The organism is Streptomyces sp. NBRC 110028, from assembly GCF_001417735.1.
In the GTDB taxonomy this organism is placed as follows: Bacteria; Actinomycetota; Actinomycetes; order Streptomycetales; family Streptomycetaceae; genus Streptomyces.
Genome location: NZ_BBUZ01000022.1, coordinates 514,926 through 533,057, shown reverse-complemented (window position 1 = coordinate 533,057; position 18,132 = coordinate 514,926). Strand labels below are relative to the sequence as shown.

Annotated in this window: 21 protein-coding genes, 1 tRNA gene, 1 pseudogene and 1 riboswitch; of the genes and pseudogenes, 16 read left to right on the top strand and 7 right to left on the bottom strand. The window is 70.6% G+C overall.

Going from position 1 to position 18,132, the window contains the following annotated elements:
* Positions 1–57 precede the first annotated feature (57 nt).
* On the top strand, positions 58–1,305 hold the full coding sequence (locus ASC60_RS02545) for a cytochrome P450 (RefSeq protein WP_055546199.1): 1,248 nt from the start codon (positions 58–60) through the stop codon (positions 1,303–1,305).
* Here the strand turns inward: ASC60_RS02545 and ASC60_RS02540 are convergent.
* Complete coding sequence (locus ASC60_RS02540; RefSeq protein ID WP_055546197.1) at positions 1,283–2,767, bottom strand: SDR family oxidoreductase; 1,485 nt, start codon at positions 2,765–2,767, stop codon at positions 1,283–1,285. The two genes, ASC60_RS02545 and ASC60_RS02540, sit on opposite strands and share 23 nt — an antisense overlap.
* Before the next feature lie 58 nt (positions 2,768–2,825).
* Positions 2,826–2,997, bottom strand: a riboswitch (TPP riboswitch).
* A gap of 165 nt (positions 2,998–3,162) precedes the next feature.
* Here ASC60_RS02540 and ASC60_RS02535 point away from each other — a divergent pair.
* Together ASC60_RS02535 and ASC60_RS02530 are read left to right on the top strand one after the other, a co-directional pair.
* Positions 3,163–3,459 carry a type II toxin-antitoxin system VapB family antitoxin gene (locus ASC60_RS02535; RefSeq protein ID WP_009716657.1) on the top strand — a complete coding sequence of 99 codons (297 nt, stop codon included), beginning with the start codon at positions 3,163–3,165 and terminating at the stop codon, positions 3,457–3,459.
* Positions 3,460–3,573: 114 nt separating this feature from the next.
* Positions 3,574–4,248, top strand: a complete 675-nt coding sequence (locus tag ASC60_RS02530; RefSeq protein WP_055546195.1) for a LytR C-terminal domain-containing protein — start codon at positions 3,574–3,576, stop codon at positions 4,246–4,248.
* A 16-nt stretch (positions 4,249–4,264) separates the two neighbouring features.
* Here the strand turns inward: ASC60_RS02530 and upp are convergent, their stop codons facing one another.
* The gene (upp, locus tag ASC60_RS02525; protein WP_055546193.1) at positions 4,265–4,903 is read right to left on the bottom strand and encodes a uracil phosphoribosyltransferase; all 639 of its coding nucleotides are present in this window, start codon (positions 4,901–4,903) and stop codon (positions 4,265–4,267) included.
* A gap of 166 nt (positions 4,904–5,069) precedes the next feature.
* Here upp and ASC60_RS02520 point away from each other — a divergent pair, with 166 nt between their 5' ends.
* The 4 genes from ASC60_RS02520 (at position 5,070) to ASC60_RS02505 (ending at position 6,658) form a co-directional block, all read left to right on the top strand.
* Positions 5,070–5,267, top strand: coding sequence for a hypothetical protein (locus ASC60_RS02520; RefSeq protein ID WP_055546191.1), 198 nt, complete (start codon positions 5,070–5,072; stop codon positions 5,265–5,267).
* 188 nt (positions 5,268–5,455) lie between these two features.
* A complete protein-coding gene (locus ASC60_RS02515) occupies positions 5,456–5,992 on the top strand; it encodes a hypothetical protein (protein ID WP_079038109.1) in 537 nt (178 codons plus the stop codon).
* A gap of 19 nt (positions 5,993–6,011) precedes the next feature.
* Positions 6,012–6,512, top strand: coding sequence for a tRNA adenosine(34) deaminase TadA (tadA, locus tag ASC60_RS02510; RefSeq protein WP_055546188.1), 501 nt, complete (start codon positions 6,012–6,014; stop codon positions 6,510–6,512).
* 59 nt (positions 6,513–6,571) lie between these two features.
* Positions 6,572–6,658, top strand: a tRNA-Ser gene (locus ASC60_RS02505).
* A 523-nt stretch (positions 6,659–7,181) separates the two neighbouring features.
* Here ASC60_RS02505 and ASC60_RS02500 read toward each other — a convergent pair.
* Positions 7,182–7,571 carry an ATP-binding protein gene (locus ASC60_RS02500; protein WP_055546186.1) on the bottom strand — a complete coding sequence of 130 codons (390 nt, stop codon included), beginning with the start codon at positions 7,569–7,571 and terminating at the stop codon, positions 7,182–7,184.
* A 670-nt stretch (positions 7,572–8,241) separates the two neighbouring features.
* Here ASC60_RS02500 and ASC60_RS02495 point away from each other — a divergent pair.
* Positions 8,242–8,586 (top strand): MerR family transcriptional regulator, encoded by a 345-nt coding sequence (locus ASC60_RS02495; RefSeq protein ID WP_055546184.1) that lies wholly within the window; start codon positions 8,242–8,244, stop codon positions 8,584–8,586.
* Positions 8,587–8,689: 103 nt separating this feature from the next.
* Here the strand turns inward: ASC60_RS02495 and ASC60_RS02490 are convergent, their stop codons facing one another.
* Positions 8,690–9,184, bottom strand: a complete 495-nt coding sequence (locus ASC60_RS02490; protein ID WP_234356746.1) for a hypothetical protein — start codon at positions 9,182–9,184, stop codon at positions 8,690–8,692.
* A 647-nt stretch (positions 9,185–9,831) separates the two neighbouring features.
* Here ASC60_RS02490 and ASC60_RS02485 point away from each other — a divergent pair.
* The 4 genes and pseudogenes from ASC60_RS02485 (at position 9,832) to ASC60_RS02470 (ending at position 12,027) form a co-directional block, all read left to right on the top strand.
* Positions 9,832–10,035: a cold-shock protein gene (locus tag ASC60_RS02485; protein ID WP_055546182.1), complete on the top strand. Its 204-nt coding sequence runs from the start codon at positions 9,832–9,834 to the stop codon at positions 10,033–10,035.
* Between the two features lie 374 nt (positions 10,036–10,409).
* A pseudogene (locus ASC60_RS02480) lies at positions 10,410–11,042 on the top strand (helicase-related protein); the annotation flags it as partial.
* A gap of 209 nt (positions 11,043–11,251) precedes the next feature.
* Entirely contained in the window at positions 11,252–11,656 is a 405-nt protein-coding gene (locus ASC60_RS02475) for a CBS domain-containing protein (RefSeq protein WP_055547136.1), read from the top strand.
* A gap of 56 nt (positions 11,657–11,712) precedes the next feature.
* Positions 11,713–12,027, top strand: a complete 315-nt coding sequence (locus ASC60_RS02470; protein WP_055546180.1) for an SCO5918 family protein — start codon at positions 11,713–11,715, stop codon at positions 12,025–12,027.
* A gap of 106 nt (positions 12,028–12,133) precedes the next feature.
* Here ASC60_RS02470 and ASC60_RS02465 read toward each other — a convergent pair whose 3' ends face one another.
* The gene (locus ASC60_RS02465) at positions 12,134–12,493 is read right to left on the bottom strand and encodes a hypothetical protein (protein WP_055546179.1); all 360 of its coding nucleotides are present in this window, start codon (positions 12,491–12,493) and stop codon (positions 12,134–12,136) included.
* A gap of 391 nt (positions 12,494–12,884) precedes the next feature.
* Between ASC60_RS02465 and ASC60_RS02460 the strand changes: the two genes are divergently transcribed.
* The gene (locus ASC60_RS02460; protein WP_055547134.1) at positions 12,885–13,424 is read left to right on the top strand and encodes a GNAT family N-acetyltransferase; all 540 of its coding nucleotides are present in this window, start codon (positions 12,885–12,887) and stop codon (positions 13,422–13,424) included.
* Positions 13,425–13,508: 84 nt separating this feature from the next.
* Positions 13,509–13,748 carry a DUF6411 family protein gene (locus ASC60_RS02455; protein ID WP_055546177.1) on the top strand — a complete coding sequence of 80 codons (240 nt, stop codon included), beginning with the start codon at positions 13,509–13,511 and terminating at the stop codon, positions 13,746–13,748.
* 278 nt (positions 13,749–14,026) lie between these two features.
* Here ASC60_RS02455 and ASC60_RS42010 read toward each other — a convergent pair whose 3' ends face one another.
* Complete coding sequence (locus ASC60_RS42010) at positions 14,027–15,280, bottom strand: DUF6777 domain-containing protein (RefSeq protein WP_055546175.1); 1,254 nt, start codon at positions 15,278–15,280, stop codon at positions 14,027–14,029.
* A gap of 293 nt (positions 15,281–15,573) precedes the next feature.
* Between ASC60_RS42010 and ASC60_RS02445 the strand changes: the two genes are divergently transcribed.
* Complete coding sequence (locus tag ASC60_RS02445; RefSeq protein ID WP_055546173.1) at positions 15,574–16,452, top strand: universal stress protein; 879 nt, start codon at positions 15,574–15,576, stop codon at positions 16,450–16,452.
* A gap of 120 nt (positions 16,453–16,572) precedes the next feature.
* On the opposite strand, the gene ASC60_RS02440 is transcribed toward ASC60_RS02445, so the two are convergent.
* The gene (locus ASC60_RS02440) at positions 16,573–17,598 is read right to left on the bottom strand and encodes a 6-phosphofructokinase (RefSeq protein ID WP_055546171.1); all 1,026 of its coding nucleotides are present in this window, start codon (positions 17,596–17,598) and stop codon (positions 16,573–16,575) included.
* Positions 17,599–17,793: 195 nt separating this feature from the next.
* Here ASC60_RS02440 and ASC60_RS42005 point away from each other — a divergent pair, with 195 nt between their 5' ends.
* Positions 17,794–17,958 carry a hypothetical protein gene (locus tag ASC60_RS42005; RefSeq protein WP_199830841.1) on the top strand — a complete coding sequence of 55 codons (165 nt, stop codon included), beginning with the start codon at positions 17,794–17,796 and terminating at the stop codon, positions 17,956–17,958.
* Positions 17,959–18,132 lie beyond the last annotated feature (174 nt).

Sequence of the window (18,132 nt, the reverse complement as noted above, 5' to 3'; positions counted from 1 at the left end):
GATCCCGGCCCTGCCCCCGACCCGCTCCCCGGCCCTGATCCCCGGAAGGACTCCGCCATGGCCCACGGCCCCCTCCTGCGGAAGATCACCGACTACGCCAACCGCGCCGACCCGTACCCGGTCTACGCGGAACTGCGCAAAACACCCGTGGTGCACGAGGAGGACGGCCCGTACATCGTCAGCACCTACTGGGAGATCCACGCCCTGCTGCACGACCCGCGCATCAGCTCCGACGCGCGCAACCTCGACCCCCGGGCCGCGGGCGGACCGGCCGACGCCGAGAGCGAGTCCGAGGAGGACGACCCGGGGCTGCCGCCCGCCTTCCTGAAGCTCGACCCGCCCGAACACGACCGGCTGCGCCGCCTGGCCATGACCCCCTTCGGCCCCCCGCGCACCCCCCGGCGGATCCACGCCATGCGCGGCGAGCTGTCCCGCATCGTCAACGAACTGATCGACGGCTTCCAGGACCGGGACCGCGTCGACCTCGTCGACGACTTCTCGTACCCCTTCCCCGTCACCGTCATCTGCCGGCTGCTGGGCGTGCCGCGCGAGGACGAGCCCCGCTTCCACGCCTGGGCCGACACCCTCGCCGCGAGCCTCGACCCGGACCCCGGGCAGGACGCCGCGACGCGGCGCGGCGCCACCCACCAGGCGCGCGCCGAACTCGGCCGCTACCTCTCCGAACTGATCGAGGAACGCCGCCGCTCCCCCGGCGACGACATGCTCTCCGCCCTGGTCACCGAGGACGGTCCGGACGGCCGGATGAGCCATACGGAGCTGCTGAGCACGGCCGCGCTGCTGCTGGTCGCGGGCCACGAGACCACCGTCAACCTGATCACCAACGGCATGCTCGCCCTGCTCCGCAACCCCGACGTCCTGGCCCGGCTGCGCGCCAAGCCCCATCTGGCCGTCCCCCTGGTCGAGGAGCTGCTGCGCTACGACCCGCCCGTCCAGCTGCTCCCCCAGCGCACCCCGCTCTCGGACATCGACATCGCCGGGGTGACGATCCCCAGGGGCGCCCCCGTCTGGCTCGTCCTGGCCTCCGGCAACCGCGACCCGCAGCGCTTCCTCGACCCCGACCGCTTCGACCCCCAGCGCCGCGACAACCAGCACCTCGGCTTCGGCAGCGGCATCCACAGCTGCTTCGGCGCCCCGCTGGCCCGTCTGGAGGCCCAGCTGGCGCTGACCGCGCTGGCCCGGCGCCTGGAGAACCCCCGTCTCGTCGAGGACCCGCCGCCCTACCGCCGCAACGCCGTCCTCCGCGGCCCCCGCCACCTCCCCATCACCCTCGAAGACCTGCGCTGACCGACTCCGACTTCGCGGCGATCTTGCGGGCCATCCCGCCGAACACCAGCGCGTGGAACGGCGAGACGCCCCACCAGTAGACGTGCCCGGCCAGCCCGTGCGGGTGGAAGACGGCGCGCTGACGGAAGACGGTCCGGCCCTCCGCGTCCCGGTCCACCCGCATCTCCAGCCACGCCAGCCCCGGCAGCCGCATCTCGGCCCGCAGCCGCAGCAGACGGGGCGGCAGAACCTCCTCGACCCGCCAGAAGTCCAGGCTGTCCCCGACCCGCAGCCGGGTCGCGTCGCGGCGGCCGCGGCGGAGGCCGACGCCGCCGATCAGGGTGTCGATCCAGCCGCGCAGCGCCCAGGCGAGGGGGAACGCGTACCAGCCGTTCTCGCCGCCGATCCCCTCCACCACCCGCCACACCTCCTGCGGGGTGGCGTTCACGGCGCGGCTGCGGTGGTCGGTGTAGAGGGTGCCGCCCGCCCAGTCGGGGTCGGTGAGCAGCGGGTCGCTGGGCGCTCCGGGGGTGGCGGCGGAGGACCAGCGGGTGGCCACGTCGGCCTCGCGGATCCGCCGCAGGGCCAGCTCCAGGGCCCCGTTCACGCCGAGGAGGCCGCCCGGCGGATCGGGGACGTAACGCCTGATGTCCCGTTCGGCGCACACCACCTCGTGCCGCAGGGACTCCACGAGGGGCCGCGCGAGGGCGCTGGGGACCGGGGTGATCAGGCCGACCCAGAGGCTGGAGAGCCGCGGGCTGAGCACCGGCAGCGGCAGGATGCAGCGCCGGGGCAGCCCGGCGACGGCCGCGTACCGGCGCATCATGTCCCGGTAGGTGAGGACGTCGGGGCCGCCGATGTCGAAGGCCCGGTTCACCTCGTACGGCAGTGCGGCGCAGCCGAGCAGCAGCCGGAGCACATCGCGGACGGCGATCGGCTGGGTGCGGGTGCGCACCCAGCGCGGGGTGACCATGACCGGTAGCCGTTCGGTCAGATAGCGCAGCATTTCGAACGACGCCGAGCCCGACCCGATGATCATGCCGGCCCGGAGCACCGCCGTCGGCACCCCCGAGTCCAGGAGCACGCGGCCCACTTCGGCGCGGGAGCGCAGATGGGGAGAGAGGTCGCGCTCCGGGACCCCGGCCGGGGTCAGCCCGCCGAGGTAGACGATCCGCCGGACCCCGGCGGCCCGCGCCCGCTCGCCGAAGACGCGGGCGGCGCGCCGGTCGGTCTCCTCGAAGCCGGGCCCGCCGCCCAGCGCGTGCACCAGGTAGTACGCGACGTCCACGCCCTCCATGGCCGCCCGGACGGACTCCTCGTCGGTCACGTCGCCGCGCACGATCTCGACCCGCCCCGCCCAGGGGTGATCGCGCAGCTTCCCGGGGGAACGGACCACGCAGCGCACCGCGTGCCCCTCGGACAGCAGCTCGGGGACGAGCCTGCCGCCGATGTATCCGGTGGCCCCGGTGACCAGACAGCGCATGCGGCCATGCTTGAACGCACGGAGGCCACCCGCAACCGGGCCGGGTGCGGACAGCGCGAAACCTGCGAGGTGGGCTCCCTTCGCCGGCATTGTCCGGATCAGGTTGTGGAGGTCGCCTTCCGGTCTCCCCGACCTTCCGGCCTCTCAGCCCGGCCATCAACGAGACGTTCCGGAGAACCAAAGTCCTCTGTCCTGAGCGCCTCTCCGGTCGAGCTCCCTCGCTCGCCCCGCAGGCTGCTTTTCAGGTTACTCCTGACCCCCTTGGGCGACTAGTCCCCTTTCAAGAATTTTTCACCCTTTTGTCAGCGCGTCCTGGCGGCCCTCTTCCCGGGCCCCGGCCTGGTACTCCCGCGCCTTGGCTGCGCCGGAAGGCGCTTGCCCGGTAGGCTTTCCGTGTGATCTTCAAGCGCATCGGAAACGGTCGGCCCTACCCCGACCACGGCCGGGAAAGCACCCGCCAGTGGGCGGATGTCGCCCCACGCCCGGTACGTCTTGACCAACTGGTCACGACGAAGCAGCAGCTCGACCTGGAGACGCTGCTCGCCGAGGACTCGACGTTCTACGGGGACCTCTTCGCCCACGTCGTGAAGTGGGACGGCGACCTCTATCTGGAGGACGGGCTGCACCGCGCGGTGCGCGCCGCGCTCCAGCAGCGCCAGGTGCTGCACGCGCGCGTCCTGGAGCTCGACTGACCCCGCCCCCGCCAGGTGCGGCCGGGCCTTCGCATTGGCCCTTTCGGGTTGGACTGCACACCAACGATTGATCATTTAGTAGGCATCGTCACCAGGTCGCACTACGCTGCGCATATGAGCATGCTGACCCCTCCTGGGATGGGCGGAAAGTACCGCATCACGGGCGACCGCTACCCGCGCATGCGCCGGCCCCGGAGCCGCCGTCGCCTGGTGTTCGCGGCCCTCGGCTCGGTCGTGGCGCTCGGCCTGGCCGGCTGGGGAACGCTTCAGCTCATCGACGTCTTCTCCGGCGGCGGCAAGGGCGCCGACACGGTGCGCGCGGCGCGCGGCAGCGCGGACTGCAAGCGCGATCCCGGCAAGGGCGGCGGCCGCGACCGGGGCTCCGGGACCTCGTCCCGTACGGCGGCGGCGAAGCTGCCGAAGCCCTCCGACATCACCGTCAACGTCTACAACGCGACCAAGCGCTCCGGGCTCGCGAAGGACACCGCCGATGAGCTGAAGAAGCGCGGCTTCACGATCGGGGACGTGGGGAACGCCCCGACCGCGTACGACAAGAAGGTCAAGGCCCCGGGGATGCTCCTGGGCGCGCCGGGCTCCGCCGACGGGGCCTTCCGGGTGCTCGGCACCCAACTGGCCGGGACCGAGACCAGGAACGACGCCCGCCGCGGCAAGGACGTCGATCTGATCATCGGCACGGAGTTCAAGGACCTGGTCCGGCAGAAGGACGCCGACAAGGCGCTCACCGCGCTGACCAAGCCCTCGCCCCGCCCCTCGGGCTCGCCCTGCTGAGCGGGCCCGGTCGGCCCTACTGGCCCGCGGTCCCGTACATCCGGTCGCCCGCGTCGCCGAGCCCCGGCACGATGTAGCCGTGCTCGTTGAGCCGCTCGTCGATGGACGCGGTGACCACCGTCACGGGCGTGCCCGCCAGCTCGCGCTCCATCACCTCGACGCCCTCGGGCGCCGCCAGCAGGCACAGCGCGGTGACGTCGTCGGCGCCCCGCGATATGAGCTCGCGGATCGCCGCGACGAGCGTCCCGCCGGTCGCCAGCATCGGGTCCAGCACGTACACCTGACGGCCGGAGAGGTCGTCGGGCATCCGGGTGGCGTACGTGGACGCCTGGAGCGTCTCCTCGTCGCGGATCATGCCGAGGAAGCCCACCTCGGCCGTCGGCAGCAGCCGCACCATCCCGTCGAGCATCCCGAGGCCCGCCCGCAGGATCGGCACCACCAGGGGGCGCGGATGCGAGAGCCGCACCCCGGTCGTCGCCGTCACCGGGGTCTCGATGTCGACCTGCTCGGTCCGCACATCGCGGGTGGCCTCGTACGCGAGCAGGGTCACCAGCTCGTCGGCGAGCCGCCGGAAGGTGGGGGAGTCGGTGCGCTTGTCGCGCAACGTGGTGAGTTTGTGCGCCACCAGCGGGTGGTCGACGACGTGGATCCGCATGGCAATGACACTAACGGAGCCCTCGGGCCGCGGCTCCCGGCGGTAACCTCCGGCGCGCGACGACAGTCTGTCGCCGTACTGGCATCAAAGCGCTGTTTCGGGGGAAAGTGGGCAGGAGCGCCCGGGCCGACGTCCGGGCGAAGACCTCGGTCCGAGGGGTGAGGCCATGGCCGACACCGACATGTCCACCGGCAGGACAATGGGCGCCGCGTCCGCTCACGAGAGCGCGGCGGACCGCCGCCGCCGTCGCGAGCGCTTCCTGCGCGCGCTGAACGAGGCGCGGCAGGTGCGCGACCGCGTACGGCCGCGGCTGACCCGCGCCGCCCGGATGCGTGAGGCGATACTGCTGCGTACGTTCCGCTGATGTTCCACCGATGAACCCGAACCCGGCGCACCGCCGATGGAGCGATCAGGTCGGTCCGTTTCGTTTCACGTGAGCCACATCTCTTTGGACTGGTGCACGACGCAGCGCGGAAGACCTCTCGCGAAGCGATGGTTTCTGCCACGATTCCGATTGGGGCTGGACACTGTCCCGCCCGCCCCGGCACGCCTATGACCAGTGGGAGAGTCACGGTGTACTTCGCCGCATTGCTCGCGCGCACCGCAGAAGGGTGGGAAGCGAGCGACACAGAGCTCGATGACGTGGAGACTCTGACCGATTTGATCGAACTGGCTCGTGGGGCCGCCAAGGACGACGACACGGTTCTGGCCTTCATCGAGCACGAAGACGCGTGGTTCGGCGTCGTCCGCGTCGACGGCGAGGACGACCCGCACATCTACGTATCGGACGCGGCCGCGGCCGCCCGCACCTCGTACGGCTCGATGCTCACCGACGAACTGCTCGGCCGGGATCCCGACGACGACCTGGACAGCCTCGTCGACCTGGACGGCACCGAGGACGGCGAGCCCGACGAGGCCGACGACACCGACCCCGACGCACCGGTCCCCGTGGGCCCGCTCGGGGACGGCGACATCCTGGCCGACCTGGGCATGGAGGAGAAGGAGCTGAAGGCCCTCGACGGGGACGCGCTCGAATCGATCGCGGACATGCTGGGCTGCTCCATGGAGGGCCTGGAGGCGGTGCGCTGACCGCCGCCACACTGGTGACATGACCGATCCGCTGACCGGCATCCTGCCCGGACCCGACCCCGACCCCCTGCGTGACCCCTGGCGCGCGCCGATGCGCCTCGCGCTGGAGGAGGCCGTACGGGCACCCGAGACGGGGGACGTACCGGTCGGCGCCGTCGTGCTGGGCCCGGACGGCACGGTGCTCGGCCGCGGCCGCAACGAGCGCGAGGCCCACGGCGACCCCACGGCCCACGCCGAGGTCCTCGCCCTCCGCGCCGCGGCCCGCCGCCTCGGCGGCTGGCGGCTGACCGGCTGCACCCTGGTGGTGACCCTGGAGCCGTGCGCCATGTGCGCCGGCGCCATCGTGCTGTCCCGGCTCGACCGGGTGGTCTACGGCGCGATCGACGAGAAGGCGGGCGCCGTCGGCTCCCTCTGGGACATCGTCCGCGACCGCCGCCTCAACCACCGCCCCGAGGTCATCCACGACGTCCTCCCCGACGAGTGCGCCGCCCCCCTCACCGCCTTCTTCCGCACCTCCTGACCCACCCCCACCCGGAACCGATTTCGGATCTCGGCCCTCCGTCCGCTAGGCTCTGCCTCGGTAGCGTGTCCGAGCGGCCGAAGGAGCGCGCCTCGAAAGCGCGTGAGGGGGCAACTCCTCCGTGGGTTCAAATCCCACCGCTACCGCTCGAAACACCCCCTGACCTCGCGGAAACGCAGGGCAGGGGGTGTTCTGCGTGTGGACGCGTCCGCTCCTTGTGTGGACGTGACCTGGCACGTGCCCCCGCCTGTCTCCAACTGCCTGCTGGAACGGCCGTCGATGACGGGCCTGCTGCGGGATCCGGCCCTGCGGGTCCCGCCTGGACAAACTGGACTTCCCGCCGCTCTACAAGCCGACCGCGGCGGCGAGGACTTATCAGGCGCGGCCAGGAGGCGCGTAGGTGATGCCGACGTGATCTGGGTGTCCTCCTGCACGATGACAGGTTCGCCGGTGGCACTCCGGTCCACGGGACTCTCAAAGGGATGAGGCAGGATTTCAGCTGCCCAGCATGACAGCTGACTGCCGTCGGGAGAGCGCGTCCATTAACCGATCGGTTGTTGGACGGCGAACTCCGGCCGTGAGTCCGAGGTCTGACGTCGGGGTCTCCTGACCTTCTCACCGATTGATCGCGGAGAGGCGCCCGTCATGCCGGCCAGCAGCGCTTGGGCGCTATCGGGCGAGAAGGGCGGTGATGATCTTGCCGCCGGCCGTCCGGCGGGTCACCGCCGTGGTGCGGGCGAGGCGGTTGACCATGGGCCAGCCGAACCCTCCCGTGCCGCCGTTCAGGTCCGGGGTGCGCATGCGCGGTGCCCGCGGATTGCTGTCATGCACGGCCACCTCGATGCTGTCCGGGTGCGCGGTCAGGTCCAGCGCACAGGTGCCGCCGCCGTGGCACAGGGCGTTGGTGACGAGCTCCGAGACGACCAGGACCACGGTGTCGGCGGCCTCGGCCGCGATCGCCGGAACAAGGCCGCCGAGGAAGTCCCGAGTGCTCTCGCGTGCGCCTGCCACGGATGTCGCGGAGCGGACGGTTGCGACGTTGACGCTCATCGTGTCCATCAGGTCACCCTGGTCTCTGGATCGTCAATGCCTGTCCTGTCTGCCCGGTCCTTGTGCCCCGCCTGCGGCGCGGCAACCGCACGAAGCCTCGGCCGTGGAGCGGGGCCACCACGCGCCCTCTGTGTTCGAGGTCGACTACCTCTCTGGCAAGCGCACGAAAATCTGCGTCGGCCGGAGTAGACATTGGGTGGTGGTGTGGTTATGGTTTCTCTCGTAGCCGAGATCGAGCAGGGCCCGGCAGAGATGAACTGCCGGGCAGTAGTACACGCAGTTGCAGTTCGCAGGACGGTGCGGTGGTGGAGCTTCGAAGCCAGAGTTGTTCAAGGCGGCGACGAGGCTGACGACCGGACCGGGTGGCCCGCAGTGATCAGGGGCCGCCGTGCAGTACCCGTTTGGTCAGTAGTTCATCCAGAGGGAAAGAACGGAGGAGTTGAGCGCCATCAGGATCGCCCGGGCGGAAGTCTTGAACCCGGGTACCGCGGGACATCGATAGTGAGGTGGTCTCCGGTCAAGCAACCACGATCCCCGCACCCCCGACAGCATTCAGGTCGGGTCTGCGAAAACAGAAGGCCGGCGCAGTACCAGGGTCGGCAGATGGTGTAGCAGTTCCTTCGGGGCCCTGGTGCCATATGGCACCAGGGCCCCTCCACGCGTTCCACAGAGAGGTGCGATGACAGCAGACGACTTGTACAGCCGTCTCGACGACGACGACTACCCTGCCTACACCATGGGCCGGGCCGCCGAGATGCTCGGCACCACCCAGGGCTTCCTCCGCGCCATCGGCGAAGCCCGCCTGATCACCCCGCTCCGCTCCGCGGGCGGGCACCGCCGCTACTCCCGCTACCAACTGCGCATCGCGGCCCGCGCGCGTGAACTCGTCGACCAGGGCACCCCCATCGAGGCCGCCTGCCGCATCATCATCCTCGAAGACCAGCTCGAAGAAGCCCAGCGCCTCAACGCCGAATACCGCCGAAGCGTCCGGCCACGCCGAAGCGGCCGGCCACTCCCGGCCTGAGACGGTGCGCCCGCCGGGCACCGGTGGACCCCGGAAGTCGGTCGCTTCAAGCTCGGGTGCCGCTTGCTCTGTGCGGCTGTCGTGTAGGTGGAGGAGCAGTCGTTCAGACGCTCGTCCAGGCTTCGACGAAGGCTTTCCGTCCAGCGGGGTCGTCCCACCTGCGGTCGGCGTGCAAGACGCGCCAGGCGGTGAGTTCGAGATCTCGGAGCCACAGTTCTCCGATGACCTGTGTCTTGAGATCGGGAAGATGGTCGGACTCGGCGAGGGCTTGACCGATCACCTCCCCGGCTGCGAAGCGTTGGGGCGGGGTCATCTCATCGACGGCTGAGAGGATCTGCCGGGCCAGGGCGGTTCCTTCACCTGCCATGGATTGCAGCACCTCAGCCTTGATGTTGGCGGGGAGCAGGTAGGCGGTGCCGGAGGACCTCCACAGGTCCGACCAGAAGCGTTCGCCTGCCTTGGTGGGGGCAGGTAGCGCGGCCAGCAGTCCGAGGAGATGGCCGATGGCCGCGTAGCCACCGGAGTGGGCAGCTGCGACGACGGCGATGCCTGCGACGCGCTCCACATCGAGGTGGCCGGCTTCGAGGTCTGGAGCCAAGCCCAATTGGTGTTCCAACTGGTCTGTGAGGGGTGCGGATACGTGGGGACGGACCTCAGGAAGCATCGGCGATCCTTGCGGGTAGGCGAGCGGAGATGCCCGTTCGGAAGCCCTGATCGTTCCCACGGCCAGCCGATCTACTCGGCTTCGGGTGGCCCAATTCGCGGTGGGACCGAGGGGCCGGAGTCCACATAGCGGCGAGAGAGCCCAGGGCCAGAAGGGCCCCAGGCCGAGAACAACAGCGCTGCCCGGCCTTCCCACCCGCCCTCGGAGGGCACGGCTGCCCCGCGCAGGCCTTGCCGTCGAGACCGGCTACGGGCGTGAACAGCGACCGCTCTTCCTGAAACGCTGCGCTCCGGGTGAGCCAATATCTATGACCGCGAGATGAGGGTTAAACGCGCCGCGCGGGGAGCGTTTTTACCACAACTAACAGAGTGAAAAAAAATACCGCACACGGGCCACCACTCCATGCTACTGTCGATCTCAGTTGCAGTTGTGGTTCCCAAAGCTTCAAGCGCCTTCGCCGCTATTTTCAGCCATCGGAAGCGTCTTCGTGTTGCCGGTCATTTTCCGGACGGGGCATCATCGCGGCGACCCGGTATCCGTGCACCGCGGGTCCCGGCGCACTGCCCCAAAGGAGATATGGCATGACGTCAGGCACCGTGAAGTGGTTCAACGCAGCCAAGGGTTTCGGCTTCATCGAGCAGGACGGTGGCGGCCCCGACGTGTTCGCCCACTTCTCGAACATCGCCGCGCAGGGCTTCCGTGAGCTGCTCGAAGGCCAGCGGGTTACCTTCGACATCGCGCCGACCCAGAAGGGTCCGACGGCCGAGAACATAGTCCCCGCCTGACGCGCGCTTTGCAGCTGGGGCCCGCATCCCTCGGGACGCGGGCCCCAGCTACGGGCAGCCTCCGAGGTTTCACCTGCGGGATGGCGCCGACCGTGGCCCCCGCTCCGGGGAGCGGGCCCCTTCGGAGCCATACCGGTCGACGTCCTGGATTTCACGCCCCCATGACGTCACACATTTCATCGCCTGCGCCCGCACCAGATTCGCCGCAAGCCAGATTCACTTTCGCGCTCCATTCGGTCCGTTCTTGTGATTCCCCGCGCCACTCTTCTGCTGCGGGAATTCCTTGATGCGTGCCGCGTCAAGGAAGGTTCTGAATGAACCCCACACGTACGAACGGCCGCATTTCCCGCCCCCGCCGGACCGACAGCCCCGCCGACCCCGTCGTCCACTCCGTCGGCCCGTCCGCAGGCGCGGTCACCACGATGGAGCACCACGTGCCGCACGTCCACGGCGCCGACAAGCACCGGACGACGACGCAGATCGCAGCGCGCGAAGGCCGAGTGATCATGTTCCTGGACACCAAGCACGCCGTCGACCGGCTGACGCAGGATCTGCTGAACAGCGGTGTCCGGGCCGCCACCCCGCACGGCGGCACGTCACAGACGCAGCGCACCCGGACCCTGGCCCAGTTCAAGACCGGGCACGTCACCGTGCTCGTGGCCACGAACGTCGCGGACCGCGGCATCCACGTCGACTACCCCGACCTCGTCGTCAACGTCGACCCGCCGACCGACCGCAAGGACTACCTTGATCGCAGCGGCCGTACCGCGCGGGCCGGGGAGTCCGGCAGCGTCGTCACCCTGGTCACCCCCGACCAGCGCCGCGACATGACCTGCCTCATGGCGGCCGGCGGCATCGTGCCCCAGACCTCCGGCATCCCCGTGACGATCACCGCGCCGGTGGCCGAGCGGCGTGAGCACAGCGCGGCCTCACGCGGCCGACGCAGCCCCGCTTCGGCCGCCCGGCGCGCGACCGCGCGGACGTCCTCGTTCGACGCGGCTGCCTAGTGCCGCGTCAGCCAAGGTTTGCCCGGTAGCGAGGCGTCCTGGTGCGGTCAGATGCAAGGCGCCGGATCGGCCTCGTAGTGGGCCTACTCGGTCGATTCGGCAACGCCGCAGATGGCCGTGCCAGGGCGGCGAGCGGGGTGAACCTTGGCTGACGCGGCACTAGAACCTTCGTGATCAGGAAAATGACCCACCTCTACAGGAGGCACATTGTGACGCTGATTCAGATGCAGCCCCGCTCGGCGAATGCCACCCCCGTGCGCAGGACGGTGGCCGACGCCATGGACACCGCCGGACCGCAGGTCTGCGATGACATGACCATCGAGGTCGCCCTGTCCGTCATGGCAAGCGCCCGCACCGTGCACCTCCTCGTCAGCGACAACGACGGCCTGTGCACCGGTCTGCTCACCCAGGCCCAGCTCACCGCAGTCCGCGACAGCTCCGCGTACACAGACCGGATCCAGCTGCGCGACGTCCTCGGCGACCGCGGCCCGTTCACCTCTCCCGTGACCACCATGACCGAAGCCCAGCACGCGATGCGCTACCACCAGCTCGATGCCCTGCCTGTGGTCGACGAACACGGCAGCGCCTTGGGCATCCTCGCCCTTGCCCGCTGAACCGCCTCAACCGCGGCAGAACCATCCCCCATCCGTTCTTCTCCCTGTGAGGCATCATGCGCTGTGTCATCGCCCGCTTCCCCTTCGACCTCACCAAAAGCGGCGTCCTGGAATCCATGAAGGGCGTCAAGCCCGAGGAAATCTTCGGCGAGTCCGTGACCATCGGCCACCGCACCTACCCCGTCAAACAGGTCGGCCAGGTCATCACACGCCAGGACCGCCGCGATTTCAGTGCCGGCGAAGTCCTCCGGGCCATGACCCGGCTCGGCTTCACCTGCCGCGGCCTTCCTCCCCGGGCCGCCGCGCCCAAACGCGCTCTCACCCCGCTCCAACAGGCGTCCGCGATGCTCGGCATCCCTGCGGCCATCTGACCGACGGGCGGGCGTGAGCCGCCATCGAAGCAGCGGTGAGGGTCCGACCGGAATGCGCCGGTCGGACCCTCACCGCGTAACGGGAGATTCTCGGTGCGGCAGTGGGTCAGTGGTCGGAGTAGCTGAAGTCGCCCATGGTCCAGGCACTGACGTCCTCGATCGCTACCCGGTACATCCCACCCGTCTCCGGGATCCCCACCGCGCCCTGCAGAATCCGCGCCACATGGAAATGCAGATGCGTGGGCGGTTCCGCCTCGCGCGTCGCAGCGGTGAACACGGCGGAGAAATCGCTCAGGCGGGCCGAGTCCGCCAAAACCTCCGACACCCGCTGCCTCCACACGGCTTCCGGAGCCAGCCGCCCCGTGATGACAGCACCACCCGCTACCACGGTCAGAGACATCTGATTGCTGTGCCCGGACTCCACCAGGGCGGCGACGTCAACGAGCAGTTCGTCAGGCTTCGACATGAGAGACGATTTTAATCACCGGCCGTCCGGGCAGCTGAAGCAGTGGTGCTACATGAAAATGCAAGATCGAACTGCGCAGATGAGGGCGTTCTAGGCGGTGGGTCACCCCGGGCAGCTGCCCTGACCTGCCCTGTTCCAGCGCCACCGACCGCACTCCCCCGGCCTGGCCTGGCCACGACCCGTCTGCCTCCACCACCCGCACCACGACGACGCGACACCCGACCGGCCAGCCCCCTCCCCTCACGGCTACCGGTGAACTGCCCACGCCGGGGAGAGGGCGCCGACTGGACGGCCCACCGGCCCCGCGGTCCCGCGGCCGCGCGGCCCCGCTGAGCGCACCGGTTGTTCCCGTCGACCGCGTCAACTGCCTCCCCAGTGAAACGATGTGTACATGTCCCCTTCCGGAGCGGCCATCCGGCCAGCGAGCCACGCCGACCTGAAAGCCGTGGCCGACATCTACACGCACTATGTCCGCCACAGCGTGATCACCTTCGACGAGACGCCCCGCTCCGCCACCGACTGGGAGCAGTTGCTGGGCTCCCTCACCGTCCGGGGTCTGCCCTTCCTGGTCGCCGAACTGTCGGGCGCCGTGGCCGGGTACGCGTACGCCGCTCCGTGGCGCCCCAAGCCCGCCTACCAGTACACGGTGGAGGACACGATCTACCTCGCCCCCGACGCCACCGGCCAGGGGCTGGGCACCGCCTTGCTGGGCGGCCTGATCGACGAGACCGCCCGGGCCGGGAAGCGGCGGATGATCGCGGTCATCGCGGACACCGGCGGCGACGGCACCGGCAGCGACGCCTCGACAGCGCTGCACCGGCGCTTCGGGTTCAGCGAAGCGGGCCGGCTGACCGCCGTCGGCCACAAACACGGCCGCTGGGTCGACACGATGCTCCTGCAACGGTCCCTGCCGGAGCAGGGCTCCGCATGAGCGGTGGGGCCCGGGCGCGCGGGCGGCATGCTGTCGGGCAGGGCGGGTAGTCGGCAGGCACACCTCACAGAGGAGTGCTTCGTCATGATTTTCGCCATCGTCGGCATCTGTGTCGTTCTGGCCGTGCTGGCCTTCCTCGTGCCGCGCCTGTCCCGCCACCCCGAACGGGGCACCCAGCGCACCCTGGGCGCCGGTTCACGCGTCGGCGGCAAGGCCCCCGGCGTCCTGGGCCGACTCCTCAGCAAGCCCTTCCGCAGCAGCTCCAAGGCAGTTGGCCGCAGCGGCTCCGCCGGCCGGCGCGCCCGGGGCCACATGCCGTTCTAGGCGGTACGGCGGTACGGCCCTGGAGACCACCGCCTGAGGCGCTCAGGAGGACGGAGGCGTGTTCGCCGCGTCCAACTTCTCCAGCGTCCCCTGGAGCCGGCCGCGGGCCCCGCCCATGTGCAGTGCGAAGCGCGCGTGGGACAGGGGCCGACACGCGCCTGGCATGCCGCAACCGGAACCCCGGCCTCTTGCCGCTTGCCGCGCGGTGGCGGTCGCGCACCGATCCCCGGCCCGGAGGACCGGACCAGGGACGGCTTCCGCGCACACGGCCCCGGGGGTTACTGCGGGGGCTGCTGCTGCGGCGGGGGCTGCTGCGGCGGAGGTGGCGGGGGCGGTTGCTGGGGCGGAGGCTGCTGCGGAGGAGGCGGCGGCGGGGGTTGCTGCTGCTGGTTCTGCTGGTTCGGGTCCGTCGGCTGCTGCGGCGGGGGCTGCTGCTGGGGCTGCTGGCTCTGTTGCCCCGGATCGGACGGCTGCTGGTTGGGCGGCGGCTGCTGGCCCGGATCGGACGGCTGCTGACCGGGATCCGTGGGCTGTTGGCCGGGATCCGTGGGCTGCTGCCCGGGGTCCGACGGCTGCTGGCCCGGGTCCGTGGGCTGCTGGCCCGGGTCCGTGGGCTGCTGGGACTGATCCGGCGGCTCGGACGGCTCCAGTGACGGAGTATCGGACGGGCGGATCGTCTCCAGGCCCAGCGGCGAGTGACGCTTGATCCTCTTCGGCGCCTCCGCCAGGTTCGGGGCGTTCTGCTCACCGGGCATCGCCAGGTACTTCGGGTAGTGGGACGGGGACAGCACCACGTCCCGCGCCTTCTTGCCCTTGGCCACACCGATCACCCGCCGGAACAGCTCCGACTTGCCGGACGTCACCACGGTGATCCGCTTGACCGCGTCCGGGGCCGGGCGGATGACGGTGACCGCGTTCCGGGAGAAGCCGGACCACTGGGGGCCGGTGAACGTCAGCTCGGCGCCCTTCTTCGGGGCCGCCGCACTGATGGGATTTCCGGAGGCGCACTTCACGACCGGCATGCCCTTCCTGTCGACGAACACGGCGGTGCCCGCCTGGAGAACGGTGGCCGCTGGTTTCACCCGGCCCTGGTAGCCGTACGTCCTGGCGTAGGTGTCCGACCGCAGGACGACGCCGGAGAGCCGGTGCGCATACGCCCGTATGCGCACCGGCCGGATGTGCTGGACCTTGCTCCAGGCGGCGGCCTTCTTCGGGGCCGCCTTGAGGTCGCGGATCAGCTCCTGCCGGTCACAGGTCCGCCGGCCCGGGGTCCCGGCGTAGAGGCCGGGGGTGTCGCCCTGGAAGGCCCGGCCCCCGTTGGAGGGCGAGACCACATGCCGGCGGTCATGGCCGACGGCGGAGGTGAACGCCGGTACCGAGGTCTTCCCGACCGGTTCGCGGCGGTACTCCGCCGTCGCGGCCCACCCGGAGGGGGTGACCGTCCCCAGGACCGCCACGGCGGACACGACGGCGACGGATCCGGCGGCAAGTCCTGATCGGCGCGAGGTGAGATGCCATGAGATCGAGCGCATGTCCGTTTCCCTTCCCTCGCCCCCATGCTGCGCTCGGCCCGCGGATCGCCGCGTCCCCCGAAACCCCGACATCCGCCCCCACCTTCGGGGGACCGGCCCGCCTCCCCCATCCGCGGAACCCGGACCCGGCACGACGCAGAACCGCCCCCGGTCCGGTGGCCCGGACCGGGGGCGGCCGCTGCCCCTCGCGGTTCTGTGGAGGGATTCCCCGAACATCACGGCACATCGCGGATATACCCCTCCTCTTTAGACTAAACGCAAAAGCCCGTCCACGCTCCTGGAGGGAGAAGGCGATGACCGGCCCTGTCGTCGCTGGTGTCGACGGCTCGGAGCGCAGCCTGGCGGCGGCGGAGTGGGGCGCGCGGGAGGCCCACCGCCGAGGGGTCGGGCTGCGGCTGACGCATGCGTGTCCGCCGCTGCCGCGCAGGGTCTCCCCGGTGCCCGGATGGACCGCGTGGCAGCACGTGGGCGAGCAGATGCTGCGGCGCACGGCCGACGAGTTCAGGGGCCGCCACCCCGGCCTCGACGTCGAGGGGGTGCACACCGACACCGAACCCGAGCAGGCCCTGCTCGCGGCCGCTGCGGACGCCGCGCTGCTGGTCGTCGGGGCACGCGGCTGGGGCGGCTTCGACGGGCTCGCGGTCGGGTCGGTGGCGCTGTGTGTGGCGGCCGCCGCGGACTGCCCCGTCGTGACCGTGCCCGACACGGCGGCGCGACCGTCCGCCATGGGTCAGGACGCCGACGAGGTGGTGGCCGGTGTCAACGCGCACGACCCGGCGGACGAGACGATCGGCTTCGCCTTCCGCGCCGCCCGGGAGCGGGACGCCCTGCTGCGGGTCGTCCACGCGTGGGCGCTGCCCCCGGCCTCGCCCTCCGCCTGGATGCTGACCGTGCTGGAGGAGGACCGCGGCCTGTGGGAGGACCAGGAGAGCCAGGTGGTCTCCGACGCCCTGCGGGCATGGCGGGAGAGGTACCCGCAGGTCCCGGTGGTGCCGGACGTGGTGCTGCTGGGTCCGGCGCAAGCGCTGGTGCGGGCGTCGGAGCGGGCCCGGCTGCTGGTCGTCGGGCGCCGCACGAGCCCACGGGTGGCCGAGCGCCGCCTGGGCCCGGTCGCGCACGCGGTACTGCACCACGCGCACTGCCCGGTGGCCGTCGTACCGCACCCCGCCTGACCACGGACAGCCTGACCCGGACCACGGACATACGCCCTCACCCCCCCGTCAGCCCATGCCGTCACCCCCTCGTCCGAAGTCCGGCTCCGAATCCGGCTCCGAATCCGCGAAGCACGCGCCTCATCCGAAGAACACGCCGAACTCCGCGTAGAGCGCGGGGTCGACGGTCCTGATCCCGGCCGCGGCCTCGGCGAGCGGCACGCGCACGACGTCCGTACCGCGCAGCGCGACCATGACGCCGAACTCCCGGTCCACCACCGTGTCGACCGCGCGCAGCCCGAAACGGGTGGCCAGCCAGCGGTCGAAGGCGCTGGGCGTGCCGCCGCGCTGTATGTGCCCGAGCACGGTCGTGCGGGCCTCCTTGCCCGTGCGGTCGGCTATCTCCCGGGCCAGCCACTCCCCGACGCCGGACAGCCGCACATGGCCGAACGCGTCCAGCGCCGAGTCCTTGACCACCATCTGCCCCTCCTTCGGCACGGCCCCTTCCGCCACCACCACGATCGGCGCATACCTGATCTTGAAGCGGTTCTCCACCCAGCCGCAGACCTGGTCGACGTCGAAGGGCTGCTCGGGTATGAGGATGACGTTGGCTCCGCCCGCGATGCCCGAGTACAGGGCGATCCAGCCCGCGTGGCGGCCCATCACCTCGACGACCAGGGTGCGGGTGTGGGACTCGGCGGTGGTGTGCAGCCGGTCGATGGCCTCGGTGGCGATGTTGACCGCGGTGTCGAAGCCGAAGGTGCTGTCGGTGCCCGCGACGTCGTTGTCGATGGTCTTGGGCACGCCGACGACGTCGATCCCCTCGTCCGAGAGGGCCGCGGCGACCCCGAGGGTGTCCTCGCCGCCGATGGCGATCAGGGCGTCCACATCATGGTCGGCGAGCGTCTCCCGGACCCGGCGCACCCCGTCCTCGCCGGCCAGCGGGTTGGTGCGGGAGGAGCCGAGGATGGTCCCGCCGCGGGGCAGGATGCCGCGCACGGCCGGCACGTCCAGCGGCACGATCCCGCCGTCGAGGGCGCCGCGCCAGCCGTCCCGCACCCCGACGAAGTCGAGGCCGTGCACCTCGACGCCCTTGCGGACGATGGCGCGGATCGCCGCGTTCAGCCCTGGGCAGTCGCCACCACCGGTCAGCACCCCGACACGCATCTCCGCCTCCCTCCAGGACCTTCGATCCCGCCCCTCTCCAGAGTCCACCCATCGTCGCCCGGGCGCCCACTCCACGAAGCCCGCACCTGTGGATCACCTGCCGGATGATCGGACTGATAAGACTGATGCTTCCGCGGTGTGGATAGACTCCGCCGCGGTTTGCACCAGGGGACACAGCGCGAGAGGCAGTACGAGATGGCTCAGGCGAAGAAAATCGCTCTCTACATGCTGATCGTCTTCGTGCTGTACACGATCATCAAGACCCCGGCGCGGGCAGCCGATCTCGTCCAGGTGGGGTTCGAGGGCATATCGGACGCCGCCAAGAGCGTCGGTGAGTTCATGAGCGAACTGGTCAGCTGAACCGGTCGCCCGGGATGAGCGGCCGGGTATCAGCAGCCGGGTGATCAGGGGCTCCGCCTTCCGAGTGCCGACTGCCGCGCACCGAGGGAAGCAGCCGCCCCAGTATGGGGCAATTTCGCCACCAACACGTAGTAAAGCGGTGCTTGCACACAGTGCACATGTCTTGTGATGCTA

Bases quoted from the DNA above. Each gene is read 5' to 3' on its own strand.
- ASC60_RS02545 (WP_055546199.1), top strand. From the start codon at position 58: ATGGCCCACGGCCCCCTCCTGCGGAAGATCACCGACTACGCCAACCGC.
- ASC60_RS02540 (WP_055546197.1), bottom strand. From the start codon at position 2,767: ATGCGCTGTCTGGTCACCGGGGCCACCGGATACATCGGCGGCAGGCTC.
- ASC60_RS02530 (WP_055546195.1), top strand. From the start codon at position 3,574: ATGAGCATGCTGACCCCTCCTGGGATGGGCGGAAAGTACCGCATCACG.
- upp (WP_055546193.1), bottom strand. From the start codon at position 4,903: ATGCGGATCCACGTCGTCGACCACCCGCTGGTGGCGCACAAACTCACC.
- ASC60_RS02520 (WP_055546191.1), top strand. From the start codon at position 5,070: ATGGCCGACACCGACATGTCCACCGGCAGGACAATGGGCGCCGCGTCC.
- ASC60_RS02515 (WP_079038109.1), top strand. From the start codon at position 5,456: ATGACCAGTGGGAGAGTCACGGTGTACTTCGCCGCATTGCTCGCGCGC.
- tadA (WP_055546188.1), top strand. From the start codon at position 6,012: ATGACCGATCCGCTGACCGGCATCCTGCCCGGACCCGACCCCGACCCC.
- ASC60_RS02500 (WP_055546186.1), bottom strand. From the start codon at position 7,571: ATGGACACGATGAGCGTCAACGTCGCAACCGTCCGCTCCGCGACATCC.
- ASC60_RS02495 (WP_055546184.1), top strand. From the start codon at position 8,242: ATGACAGCAGACGACTTGTACAGCCGTCTCGACGACGACGACTACCCT.
- ASC60_RS02485 (WP_055546182.1), top strand. From the start codon at position 9,832: ATGACGTCAGGCACCGTGAAGTGGTTCAACGCAGCCAAGGGTTTCGGC.
- ASC60_RS02470 (WP_055546180.1), top strand. From the start codon at position 11,713: ATGCGCTGTGTCATCGCCCGCTTCCCCTTCGACCTCACCAAAAGCGGC.
- ASC60_RS02465 (WP_055546179.1), bottom strand. From the start codon at position 12,493: ATGTCGAAGCCTGACGAACTGCTCGTTGACGTCGCCGCCCTGGTGGAG.
- ASC60_RS02460 (WP_055547134.1), top strand. From the start codon at position 12,885: ATGTCCCCTTCCGGAGCGGCCATCCGGCCAGCGAGCCACGCCGACCTG.
- ASC60_RS02455 (WP_055546177.1), top strand. From the start codon at position 13,509: ATGATTTTCGCCATCGTCGGCATCTGTGTCGTTCTGGCCGTGCTGGCC.
- ASC60_RS42010 (WP_055546175.1), bottom strand. From the start codon at position 15,280: ATGCGCTCGATCTCATGGCATCTCACCTCGCGCCGATCAGGACTTGCC.
- ASC60_RS02445 (WP_055546173.1), top strand. From the start codon at position 15,574: ATGACCGGCCCTGTCGTCGCTGGTGTCGACGGCTCGGAGCGCAGCCTG.
- ASC60_RS02440 (WP_055546171.1), bottom strand. From the start codon at position 17,598: ATGCGTGTCGGGGTGCTGACCGGTGGTGGCGACTGCCCAGGGCTGAAC.
- ASC60_RS42005 (WP_199830841.1), top strand. From the start codon at position 17,794: ATGGCTCAGGCGAAGAAAATCGCTCTCTACATGCTGATCGTCTTCGTG.